Source organism: Limnohabitans sp. YIMB22184 (genome assembly GCF_048020265.1).
GTDB lineage: Bacteria > Pseudomonadota > Gammaproteobacteria > Burkholderiales > Burkholderiaceae_C > Limnohabitans_A.
This window is the reverse complement of the sequence record NZ_CP171843.1, coordinates 2,475,517-2,486,810: the sequence shown is the minus strand read 5'-3', so window position 1 is coordinate 2,486,810 and position 11,294 is coordinate 2,475,517. Positions and strand designations below refer to the sequence as shown.

Sequence of the window (11,294 nt, the reverse complement as noted above, 5' to 3'; positions counted from 1 at the left end):
TCAAGCAGTTTGTGTGGGTTGGGCCAGCCACTGTGTGGCCAATTCCACCCAATACGTGCCGCCCAGCGGGATCAGGTCGTCGTTGAAGTCATAGCTCGGGTTGTGCAAGGTGCAGGGCCCGCCGCCGTGACCCATTTCGCGGTGCGCGCCATCGCCGTTGCTGATGAACACATAAGCGCCCGGCTTGGCCTGCAGCATGTACGAGAAGTCTTCCGCGCCCATGGTGGGCTCCTGGTGCAGCACCTGCTCGGCCCCGACGATGCCCGTCATGACCTGCCGGGCAAAGTTGGCCTCCAATGCGCTGTTGATGGTGGGCGGGTAGTTGCGCTCAAACTCGAACTCGCATTGCGCGTCAAAAGCGGCGCAGATCGACTCGGCCACCTGCTTCATGCGGGTCTCGATCATGTCGAGCACCTCGATGCTGAAGGTGCGCACTGTGCCTTGCAGTTCGCAGAAGTCGGGCACCACGTTGGTGGCTTCGCCCGCGTGGATCATGGTGACCGAGATCACACCCGCGTCCACCGGCTTCTTGTTGCGCGTGATGATCGTCTGGAAGCCCTGCACCATTTGGCAGGCGATGGGCACCGGGTCGATGCCGTTGTGCGGCAGCGCGGCGTGGCTGCCCTTGCCACGGATGGTGATTTTGAATTCGTTGCTCGATGCCATGACCGGACCCGGGCTGACAGCAAAGGTGCCCACCGGCGCGCCGGGCCAGTTGTGCATGCCAAACACGGCTTGCATCGGGAACTTGTCGAACAGGCCGTCCTTGATCATCTCGCGGGCACCGCCGCCGCCTTCTTCGGCGGGTTGGAAGATCAGATACACCGTGCCGTCAAAGTCGCGGTGTTTGGAGAAATGCTTGGCGGCTGCCAACAGCATGGCCGTGTGCCCGTCGTGGCCGCAGGCGTGCATCTTGCCCTGATGCTTGCTGGCGTGGGCGAAGGTGTTGAACTCCTGCATCGGCAAGGCATCGATGTCGGCGCGCAGACCAATGCCGCGACCGCACGCGCCGCCGTCGCGTCCGTGCACGATGCCGACCACGCCCGTGGTGCCCATGCCCCGGTGAATGGGGATGCCCCAGTCGGTCAGCTGCTGGGCCACCACATCGGCCGTACGCACTTCTTGAAAGCACAGCTCGGGGTGGGCATGGATGTCTTTGCGAATGGCCGCGATGCTGGCCGCGTCGGTGAGGATGGAGTCGATGAGTTTCATAAGCACAGTCTAGCCACACTTGGCCGGGGTTGCCAACACCCCTGTGCGCATGGGGGACAAGTGTGCCGCCCGTCGAGGACCGGGTTTGGGCCACAATTGGCATGCACCTTTGTCTTCAGTCAGGCCGCCCCTTTGTACATCCCCATGACCGACTCCCTTTTGGCCCCCCAGACCGTGCGCGGCGCTTGCCCGCATGACTGTCCCGACACCTGCGCTTTGCTGACCACCGTCGAGAACGGCCGCGCCATCAAGGTGCAGGGCAACCCGGCGCATGCGCCCACCGACGGCGTGCTGTGCACCAAGGTCTCGCGTTACACCGAGCGCACTTACCACCCCGATCGCTTGCTGCAACCCCTGCGCCGGGTCGGCCCCAAGGGCTCGGGCCAGTTTGAGCCCGTGGGTTGGGACGAGGCGCTCGACGCGATTGCCGCTCGGTTGCAAGCCATCGCCGCACGCGACCCGCAGGCCATCCTGCCCTACAGTTATGCGGGCACCATGGGCCTGGTGCAAAGCGAGTCGATCGCGGCGCGGTTTTTCCACCAGTTGGGCGCGTCGCTCTTGGACCGTACGATTTGCGCCTCGGCCGGGGCCGAAGCGCTGACCCAGACCCTGGGCAACAAAGTGGGCATGAAGAACGAGTTTTTTGCCGAATCCAAACTGATCGTCATCTGGGGCAGCAATTCGATTGGCAGCAACCTGCATTTTTGGCGCATCGCCCAGGCGGCCAAGCGCCAAGGGGCCAAATTGGTGTGCATCGACCCCCGGCGCAGCGAAACGGCCGAAAAATGCCACGAACACATCGCCTTGCGCCCCGGCACCGACGCCGCGCTGGCGCTGTCTGTCATGCACGAGCTGATCGTCAATGGCTGGCTCGATCAGGACTACATCGACCGCTACACCCTGGGCTGGGACGCCCTGAAGGCCCGCGCCTTGCAATGGTCACCCGAGCGTGCCGCCGAGGTGTGCGGCGTGCCGGTGGCGCAAATTCGCCAACTGGCCCGCGACTGGGGCACGACCCAACCCGCGGCCATTCGTTTGAACTACGGCATGCAGCGGGTGCGCGGTGGCGGCAATGCGGTGCGGGCGATCGCTTGTTTGCCAGCGCTCACCGGGGCCTGGCGGCACCGTGCGGGTGGTTTGTTACTCAGCAGCTCGGGACACTTTCCCGTGCGGCGGGCAGCTTTGCAGCGGCCTGACTTTCTGGGTGAGCGGCGTCCGCGCACCATCAACATGGCCACCATTGGCGACGACTTGCTGCGCCCGGCATCGTCCGCATTTGGCCCCGAAATTGAAGCCTTGATCGTCTACAACAGCAATCCGGTGGCGGTGGCCCCCGAGTCGGGCAAGGTGGTGCAGGGCTTTGGCCGCGAAGACCTGTTCACCGTGGTGCTGGAGCATTTCCAGACCGACACCGCCGACTACGCCGACTTCATCTTGCCCGCCACGACGCAGCTGGAGCATTGGGACATCCACACCAGCTACGGCCACACCGACGTGCTGCTCAACCGCCCAGCGATCGCGCCCGTGGGCGGGGCGCGCACCAACACCGACATCTTCCGAGCGCTGGCTGCGCGCATGGGTTTTGACGACCCGTGTTTTGCCGAGAGCGACGAAAGTCTGTGCCGCAGCGCCATCGGTGACGAGAAAGACTTTGAGCAGCTGCTGGCGCACGGCTTTGCCTCTTTGCCCGTGCCCGATGCACCGTTTGCGCAGGGTGGTTTTCCCACGCCATCGGGCCGCTGCGAATTTTTCAGCCAACGCCTGGCCGACCAGGGCCTGGATGGCCTGCCCGACCACCTGCCCAACTACGAGCTGGCCGCACCGGGTGGCCGCTACCCGTTGGCCATGATCTCGCCGCCTGCGCGTAACTTTTTGAATTCGACCTTCGTCAACGTGCAAAGTCTGCGCGACATCGAGGCCGAGCCAGTGCTGGAAATGCACCCTGAGGATGCGGCCCAGCGCGGCATTGCCGATGGCGCGGTGGTGCGTGTGTTCAATGACCGAGGCACTTACCACTGCAAAGCGCGTGTGAACCAACGCGCACGGCCGGGCGTGGTCAACGGCTTGGGCATCTGGTGGCGCAAGCTGGGCCTGAACGGCACCAACGTGAACGAGTTGACCAGCCAGCACCTGACCGATCTGGGCCGAGCGCCCGTGTTTTATGACTGTTTGGTGGAGGTGGCGCCGGATGCCGAGTTTGCCCCAGCCAGCTCGCCTGAAAGCGTGGACTGACTCGCCACTCCCTGCCAAGAAAGAAGACCATGCCTGAACTGAAGATCGAACGCGCACACACATTGGGGTTGGCCGGTGCACGCGCTGTGGCCGAGCGCTGGCGCGAGCAGGCCGAGCAAGACTGGGGCATGAGCTGCGAGTCCGTGCCTGGTGAGACCGAAGACCATATGCGCTTTGACCGCAGTGGCGTGAGTGGCGAGTTGACGGTGACCGACACCCGCTTTGATTTGCAGCTGAAGCTGGGTTTTTTGCTGGGTGCTTACAGCGGCAAGATCGAAGAAAAAATCCGGGCCAATCTGGATGAGCTGTTGGGGCCCATGGTCTGAGACAAAACTCAAGGCAAATCCTTGTTCACCTCGGCCATGGGTGAGTTGCGTGGCCCCACTTGGCCCAGACGGGCTTTGAGCGACTGTGGCTGGCGCGTCAGGATGGCGGCGTAGTTGGTGGTGTTGGACAGCACTTTTTTCACGTAATCGCGCGTTTCCTGGAACGGGATGTTCTCGGCCCAGATGGCGGCTTCGAGCACCGGGCCGTTGCGCCAATTGCGTGGGCGGCTGGGGCCGGCGTTGTAGGCGGCGGTGGCCATGGGCATGGAGCCTTCAAAGTCGTCCAGCACCAGTTTCAGGTAACCCGTGCCAATGGCCACGTTCACTTCCCGGTCGGTGATTTGGTCTGGCGTGAAGTTCGTCAAACCGATTTTCTTGGCCGTCCATTTGGCAGTGGCGGGCATGACTTGCATCAGGCCAGACGCGCCCACATGCGAGCGAGCGTCCATGATGAAACGGCTTTCCTGCCGGATCAGGCCGTACACATAAGCCGGGTCGAGTTTGATCTCACCCGCGCGGCGCACCACGATCTCGCGCAGCGGCATCGGAAAGCGCTGCTCAAAATCAATGACCTCCTTGGTCCGGTCGCTGGTGTTGATGCAGCGGTCCCAAATCTGGCGTTGGCAAGCCAGGTCGGCGGCAGCCAACAGCTCGCGGTCGTTCATACCGCCGGGCGTGTGCAGGTTGGTGCTGTAGTTCCACTCGCGGTTGCCTTCTGGGCGCAGACCAATCTGGATGGCGTGCAGGGCGCGTTGCAGACCGGGGTTGATCAGAGCGGCGGCTTTTTCCTGGGGCGTCAGCGCCATGGGGCGTTCCGGCGCGGTGATGGGCTGGCCCAGGTCTTCCAGTGCCAGTTGTTCGTAAAAGCCCCTCACGCTGGCGATGCTGCGCAGCAGGCCTTGTGCCTCTTGCCGTTGTGCTGTGTCTTGCGCGGTGGCCATCAGGGCGCGTGCTCGCCAGTAGATCCAGGCGGGGTCTCTTTGCGTTTCCGGGCTCATGGCCTGGGTGGCCGAGAGCACCTGACGCCACTGGCCCTGGCGCAAGGCAGCGCGCACTTTCCAACTCAGCAAATCGTCGTTCAGGTCACTGTCTTTTTGCACTTTGGCAAAGTGGCTGGCGGCGTTGTCCTGCAGTTTTTGGGCGGCTTGTTTGCCGATCACGCCCCAGGTCCAGTTGCGCTCTTCTTGGCTCAGCTGGAGAGCCCAGCGCCTGTTCAGCAGATCGGCCGCCTCGTCCGGGTCTTTGGCGGCCAGCCGGATCAGGGCCAGCACCGCCAGCTCTTTGCGATTGCGGGTGATGGCGATGATGCGTTTGTCCAGGTATTTGGCCGGGTCGGCGTGGATCAAGGCCACCTGTTCCGACAGGCGGGGTGCTTCGATGTCCACCGCAGCTTGCGCTGCGCGAGGGCGGTTTGCGTCCATGGCGATGCGCGCCTTGCGCCACAGATCCAGACCGTTGATTTGTTTGCCCGAGTGCAAGTGGTCGGCCACGTAGGTGCAGCCGTCGTCGGCCTCGCGCAGGCTATACCATAGGCGCTTGGCTTCGTCGGTCACGTCGGCTTTGCTGTTCATGGCCTCGGTGGCCAGGGCGTAGCAGCGCACTTCGCGGTCATCGCGCATGCGGTAACGGGGGTATTCGGCGGTGAAGGTGGCCCAGTCGCGGCGTTTGCCCAGTTGCAGCAACCAGTCGTTGCGCAGGCGGTCTTCGTAGTAACTGCCCGCGTAGGTGTTCAAAAAACTGCGGATTTCCGACTCGGGCGCGGTGTCCAAGCGCACGCGCAGGTCCCAGTACGCGGCCAGGGGCTCCAGCACATGGCCACGGGTCTGGGGTAGCAGGGCGGACAAGCGGTTTTTATCGCCTTTTCTGAAGGCCTGGTGCATCTCCAGGATGACCTCGTCGCCTTTGTTGAGGGCCTGGACTTGGGCCTGGGCATAGGGGCTCCAAAGGCCTGTCGTGGCCAGTGCGCAAACCAGTGTCAGAATCTGAGTGAATTTCATGGGTCGATTATGGACAAAGCCGAAGCAAAACGCGCCTTGAGAAAAGCCTTGATTGAAGAAAGGTTGAACCTGCCGGACCGTCTGGCGCGGGCCGAAGCCTTGCAGCGCGTCATGCGCATTTGGCTGTTTGACCGCCCGGACACCGTGATCGGCGCCTATTGGCCCATCAAGGGCGAGTTTGACCCGCTGCCCGTGCTGCACCGCTGGAAGGAAGACGGTGAGTTGAACGGCGAGCCCCAGCGCCGCCGCATCGGCTTGCCTGTGGTCAACAAGCTGCACAAAACCCTGACTTTCCACACCTGGTACCCCGGCTGTGCGATGGAAGAAGACGCCTACGGCATCCCCAAGCCCAAAGACACCGAAGTCATCGTCCCCACCTTGTTGTTTGTGCCGTGCGTGGGCTATGGCACGGGCGGTTACCGCTTGGGCTATGGCGGCGGCTTTTATGACCGCACGCTGGCCACCCTGCAGCCCAAGCCTTTTACTGTGGGCCTGGGCTACACGCATGGGTTTTTGGGCGATCTGGAACCCGAAGACCACGACGAGCCCTTGGACGCGATCTTGAACGACAACGGCGTGGTTTGGCCGGTCTGAGCCGTTAATCTGGCGCTGCGAGCGTTTCCGGGTCTGGCACGTCGCCAATGGCGTGGCGCGTGTCTGAAGCCTGCTGACGCAGCCAGTCGCAAAAGGCGCGTACTTCCGGGCGGGCGCTGCTGCGCGGGGCGATCAGAAGCCAATAAGCCAGCGGAGAATTCAGCCGCATGCTGGGCAGCACCTCCACCAAACCGCCATTGGCCAGGCTTTCGGCCACCAATGGCAGTCGGGCCAACGCCACGCCCTGGCCTGTCAGCGCTGCCTGAGCCATTTGGTGGGTGTAATTGAAGTACAACCAGCGTTTGGGTTGCAGGTGACTTTTGGAAGTTGTGCCCGACTTTGCAAGGCTTGTTGTTGGGCTGAAGGCGCTGAGCCAGTGCGGCCAGCTGTACCAGCTGTGGTGGCGTGCCATGTGTGCCTCGCTGTCTTCGATCAGTGTGCAGTGGGCCAAATCAGCCATTGTGGCAATGGGCTGCGATTTCAGCAGCCATGGACTGGCTACAGCGGTGAGTTGTTCACCAAACATGCGGATAGCCCCTGCGGGGACCGAAGAGCTTGCAGTGCAACGCAGGGCCACGTCAACATCTGCGGTCAACAGATCTACGACCGCATCCGTAGCGTCGATTCGGATGTCGATGTCCGGGTGTTCGCGCTGAAAGGCCTCCAGGCGTGGAATCAGCCACATGCTGGCAAAAGAGGCCCAGGTGGTGATCGACACACTTTTGCGGCCAGTGCTCTGGCGGATTTGCCGCACCGCCGAGTCGATGCGCTCCAGTGAGGCGCCTGCCGCGCGGTGCAGCAAGCTGCCTGCGCTGGTCAGCTCCACCGAGCGGGTGTGTCGCAAAAACAGCGCGGTGCCCACCTCGTGCTCCAGCGCCTGAATCTGTCGGCTGACCGCGCTTTGGGTCAGCGCCATCTCCTCTGCCGCCACCCTGAAGTTCAAATGCCGGGCAACCGCATCGAATGCCCGCAGGTAACTCATCGAGACAGGGCGCGTGCGGACGGTGCCAGAAGCAAAAGCAGGGGGTGAGGCGGGTGGCATGGTGAGTTCAATGATACTGGGGCTGCGCTTTTCCATTCATGTCTTGAATGCATCAATGCAAGCCAGTATTTTCATTGGACGATGAATTCTTTGGAATGCATTATGGCTGTGCCGACGATGTTGTTGGTGTCGATGGAAACCAGGAGATGGAGATGTCCGAGCCCGATCTGTGCACTTCTTTGCAAGACTGTCAAAAACTCAAAACTGTTCGTTGGACAGGTACTTGGCGTCTGGCCCCCCAGCGCGCCATGACTTTGCTGCCTCGCAAAAACAGCCAGTTGTTGATTGTTCAGGGAAGCGCATGGATCACCTGGGAAAAACCGATCGCGCATTGGGCTCGAAGTGACGGGGATCATTTTCTGAGGGCTGGGCAAATCATCGATGTTCCCGCCGGAGCCCGTCTGGTCATGGAGGCGCGTCACCCCCATGAAGTTCTGCACTTTGACTGGCGCGAAATGCCACCCTGTCTGGCACCGCACCCTTCGCTTGGAGTCGGACTGCCGGAGTTGACTCGGCAGTGGGTGCATGCCTTGGGCTTTTTGGTGGAGGCGACAGGCCGGTTGGTGCGAGGGCTGTGGCGGCCTATTTTTCTGCGCGCCGCTGGCATTTGACTTGTCGGTGGGTGCCGGCGTCGTCTTGGGGGGGCTTTCTGGGGGGCACCCTGAGCCATGGCTGGCAGAATGCCGCCATGGCCCGACCCAAATCAGCAACCCACGACATCAAGCGCGATGCGATCCTCGACATCGCCGCGCAATGCTTTGCGCAGCGCAGCTACCCTGCGGCCAGCATGAACGAGATCGCCACCGCTTGCGGCACGTCCAAGGCGCGGCTGTACCACTATTACGAGAGCAAGGAGGCGATCCTGTTCGATTTGCTGGATCGGCACACCCAGCGCCTGTTGGCGCTGATTGCGCAGACCGAGGCCACGGCCCAACGCAAAAATTTGGACGAGCGCGCCACGCTGCATGAGTTGGTGCGGGCGTTTTTGCAGGAATACGAAACCTCAGCGACCCGACACGCGGCCTTGCTCAACGACACCCAGTTTTTGAGCGATGCCCCCGACGCAGCCTTGCCCTCCGGCACCGTTTCGCCGCGGGAGTTGATCCTGAACCGCCAGCGCGACATCGTCGCGGCCATGACCCGTTTCATGAAACGCGCCTACCCCGACCGGCTCACCCCCACCAACCAGACGGCGTTGACCATGATGCTGCTGGGCATGATCAACTGGACCTTTACCTGGCTGCGCCCAGGTGGACCGATCAGTTACGCGGCTTTTGCCGAAGAGGTCATTTCCATGCTGGAAAAGGGGCTGGGTTGAGTTGCGCAATTTACCAATGCGTAACGAATTTCGTTTAGGTAAAATCCAGCCCATTCATTGCCCTTCATTGACCGGAGCCATTTCCATGTCCAACGCCCCCACAAAAGCCTTCGCCAGCCAAGCCGATCTGGATGAGAAGAAGATCACTTTCGAGCAACTCAGCAAGCACTGCTGGGCTTACACCGCCGAAGGTGACCCCAATTCGGGCGTGATCATTGGTGACCGCTTCATCATGGTCAGCGACGCCACCGCCACCCCGGCCATGGCGCAAGACCTGATCAAAAAGATCCGCACCGTCAGTGACCTGCCGATCAAATATGTGCTGCTGACCCACTACCATGCGGTGCGCGTGCTGGGCGCCTATGCCTACGCTGCCGAGGGCGCGACCGAAATCATCGCCAGCGAAGGCACGCTGGACCTGATCAAAGAGCGTGGCGCGCAGGACATGAAAAGCGAGATGGAGCGCTTCCCGCGCCTGTTCCGAGGTGCCGACAGCGTGCCCGGCCTGACCTGGCCCACCATGGTGGTCGGCGGTGGCAATCCCACAAAAGGCGAAGTGCCCGGCAAGCTCAGCATCAACCTGGGCGGCGTGGTGGTGCAGATCTGGCACCCCGGTCCTGGCCACACCCGCGGCGACACGATCGCCTGGGTCGAAGAAGAAAAAGTGCTGTTCTCAGGCGACCTGGTCGAGTACGAAGCCGGTGTGTACACGGGCGACGCCCAACTGGAAGAGTGGCCCGCCACACTGGAAGCCCTGCGCGCCCTGAAAGCCGAGTTCATCGTGCCCGGCCGCGGCGAAGCCATGAAGGGCAATGCCAACGTCAACAAGGCGCTGGACTACACCCAGCGCTGGGTCACCACCTTGTTCCAAGCGGGCAAGGAGGCTGTCGCTGCCAAGATGGACCTCAAAGCTGCCATGGCCCACACCCGCAAGGCCATGGACCCGATCTTCGGCCATGTGTTCATTTACGAGCACTGCCTGCCCTTTGACGTGACCCGCGCTTATGACGAAGCCAGCGGCATCAAGAATCCCCGCATCTGGACCGCCGAGCGCGACATGGAGATGTGGAAGGCGCTGCAAAGCTGACAGGGCGCCCTCAGGGTTTGATCAAGTCCCTGATGTCCCTGTCATAAGCACGCAAACGGCGTGCCACTTGTTGGCGCTGCTCGGGGCTGGTGGTGTTGTGCAGTTGGGCCAGATTCTCGCAAGTGCGTTGCGCCAGACTCTCCATCACGGCGCGCTGAGAGGCGTCAGGCGGTTGCAGCCAGTGCTGCCAGACACCCCACAACTGGGCCTCCGCTTGCGCGGGCGTCAAAACGGTTTGGCTGATGCGCTGCAAAGCCGAGAGCAAGTCCTGCTGGCGGCGTTGACGGTCCTGGCGACCCCACTCTGCGGTCCAGGGGGACTGGGCCAGCTGCGATTTGATCAGGCTGATCTGCGCAGGATTCAACTCTCCATAAAACGAGCGGTACCGCTCAAGCGCTTTGTCCAGGCGTCTTTGCAGCCGTTCGCTGTCGCTGCCTTGCAGCCACTCTTTTTCCCATTCCTCGTTTTTGCTTTCCCAGTGCCGTGCCATGTGGCTCAGCTGCCGAGGACCTAAAGCCATGGCCACGGGGGCTGCGTGTACCACCGCTTCGCGCATCAGGGTGTCCAGCCGGGACTGCACATCGGTCCAGATGCGGCACACATGTTCGGCTTGCACCGGACCGGCCGACAACTGGCTTGCGCGCTGCAGCAGCTCGGCATAAGCGGGCAACTCTTCGCGGCGGTGCCATTGGTACAGGTTGTCAATCGCTTGTTTGGCCCCCGTTGATTGCGGACCACTGAACGACACGGTGCTGTCCAGCCACCAATAAGACAGCGTGGGCAGTTGCTGGTAGCCCAGCTTGATGGCGCTGCAGCCTTGCAACAGTAATATCAGCGCGCTGATCAGCAAGCGGTTCATTATTTTTTACCGCTGAGAAGCAATGACCAACTGATAAAAAAGCCGAGCTTGTTGTTTTGCACAGTATCGGTGACAGCGACGTTCCAACGGACATTCAGTGAAGGCAAAGAGGCCAATGCGTTGATGGGAATGTCCGTTGCATAAACAGTTCCTTGGTTGAAATCACAAAACTGTTTGTCTTCGCTCGGAGGCGTGATGTTGGGTGTCAATGAAGTCTGTACGGGTCCCATGACAGGCAGAACTAACTGAGCAGTCAACTCGCTGAGGTCGTCGTGACGTATACACATGCTTAGGCGAGCCGATTCCAAAGAGGTGATGGCGCAGCCATCGAGTAGGCGAGAAACTGCAGGTGTCGATGCACCTCCTTGCTGAATGGCGTAACCGCTCCCATTGGCGCTTCCATCTGCGTAAATCGACAGATTCAAGGCGCAAGTGGTGCTGACAGTGCCGGGAGGATTGCCCGGTGCGTCACCTGCAGGCGACCCTCCACCCCCGCAAGCTGCCAGAAAACAGGTCGTCGCGAAGAGGGGCGCCAGCCAGAAAGGTGATCGCATGCAAAACTCCGAAAGGTATGGGGTACGTATCGGCTTTGGCGGCCAATGCCTACTGACATTGTCCACCCAAGGC

General features: G+C 61.7%; 11 protein-coding genes. 6 read left to right on the top strand and 5 right to left on the bottom strand.

Translation table 11 applies throughout. The features are described from left to right. Nucleotides 1–1,212 carry a M20 aminoacylase family protein gene (locus tag ACHEXL_RS11330; protein ID WP_416559554.1) on the bottom strand — a complete coding sequence of 404 codons (1,212 nt, stop codon included), beginning with the start codon at nt 1,210–1,212 and terminating at the stop codon, nt 1–3. Nucleotides 1,213–1,356: 144 nt separating this feature from the next. Here ACHEXL_RS11330 and ACHEXL_RS11325 point away from each other — a divergent pair, with 144 nt between their 5' ends. Both ACHEXL_RS11325 and ACHEXL_RS11320 read left to right on the top strand, forming a co-directional pair. After that, entirely contained in the window at nt 1,357–3,444 is a 2,088-nt protein-coding gene (locus tag ACHEXL_RS11325; RefSeq protein WP_416559553.1) for a molybdopterin-containing oxidoreductase family protein, read from the top strand. A gap of 29 nt (nt 3,445–3,473) precedes the next feature. Further along, nucleotides 3,474–3,770 carry a polyhydroxyalkanoic acid system family protein gene (locus ACHEXL_RS11320; protein WP_416559552.1) on the top strand — a complete coding sequence of 99 codons (297 nt, stop codon included), beginning with the start codon at nt 3,474–3,476 and terminating at the stop codon, nt 3,768–3,770. An 8-nt stretch (nt 3,771–3,778) separates the two neighbouring features. Here the strand turns inward: ACHEXL_RS11320 and ACHEXL_RS11315 are convergent, their stop codons facing one another. After that, nucleotides 3,779–5,767, bottom strand: coding sequence for a lytic transglycosylase domain-containing protein (locus ACHEXL_RS11315; protein WP_416559551.1), 1,989 nt, complete (start codon nt 5,765–5,767; stop codon nt 3,779–3,781). Nucleotides 5,768–5,776: 9 nt separating this feature from the next. Here ACHEXL_RS11315 and ACHEXL_RS11310 point away from each other — a divergent pair, with 9 nt between their 5' ends. Further along, entirely contained in the window at nt 5,777–6,361 is a 585-nt protein-coding gene (locus ACHEXL_RS11310) for a 5-formyltetrahydrofolate cyclo-ligase (RefSeq protein ID WP_416559550.1), read from the top strand. 4 nt (nt 6,362–6,365) lie between these two features. Here ACHEXL_RS11310 and ACHEXL_RS11305 read toward each other — a convergent pair whose 3' ends face one another. Beyond that, the gene (locus ACHEXL_RS11305) at nt 6,366–7,403 is read right to left on the bottom strand and encodes a LysR substrate-binding domain-containing protein (RefSeq protein ID WP_416559549.1); all 1,038 of its coding nucleotides are present in this window, start codon (nt 7,401–7,403) and stop codon (nt 6,366–6,368) included. A gap of 47 nt (nt 7,404–7,450) precedes the next feature. On the opposite strand from ACHEXL_RS11305, the gene ACHEXL_RS11300 reads away from it, so the two are divergent. From ACHEXL_RS11300 to ACHEXL_RS11290, 3 genes are all read left to right on the top strand, one after another. Beyond that, nucleotides 7,451–8,014 carry a DUF2917 domain-containing protein gene (locus tag ACHEXL_RS11300; RefSeq protein WP_416559548.1) on the top strand — a complete coding sequence of 188 codons (564 nt, stop codon included), beginning with the start codon at nt 7,451–7,453 and terminating at the stop codon, nt 8,012–8,014. 77 nt (nt 8,015–8,091) lie between these two features. Continuing rightward, nucleotides 8,092–8,721, top strand: coding sequence for a TetR/AcrR family transcriptional regulator (locus ACHEXL_RS11295; protein WP_416559547.1), 630 nt, complete (start codon nt 8,092–8,094; stop codon nt 8,719–8,721). An 85-nt stretch (nt 8,722–8,806) separates the two neighbouring features. Then, nucleotides 8,807–9,808: an MBL fold metallo-hydrolase gene (locus ACHEXL_RS11290; protein WP_416559546.1), complete on the top strand. Its 1,002-nt coding sequence runs from the start codon at nt 8,807–8,809 to the stop codon at nt 9,806–9,808. Nucleotides 9,809–9,818: 10 nt separating this feature from the next. Here the strand turns inward: ACHEXL_RS11290 and ACHEXL_RS11285 are convergent, their stop codons facing one another. Then, nucleotides 9,819–10,667 (bottom strand): DUF6279 family lipoprotein, encoded by an 849-nt coding sequence (locus ACHEXL_RS11285; protein ID WP_416559545.1) that lies wholly within the window; start codon nt 10,665–10,667, stop codon nt 9,819–9,821. Beyond that, nucleotides 10,667–11,221, bottom strand: a complete 555-nt coding sequence (locus ACHEXL_RS11280) for a hypothetical protein (RefSeq protein ID WP_416559544.1) — start codon at nt 11,219–11,221, stop codon at nt 10,667–10,669. Before ACHEXL_RS11280 ends, ACHEXL_RS11285 begins: the two co-directional genes overlap by 1 nt. Between the last annotated feature and the right edge of the window lie 73 nt (nt 11,222–11,294).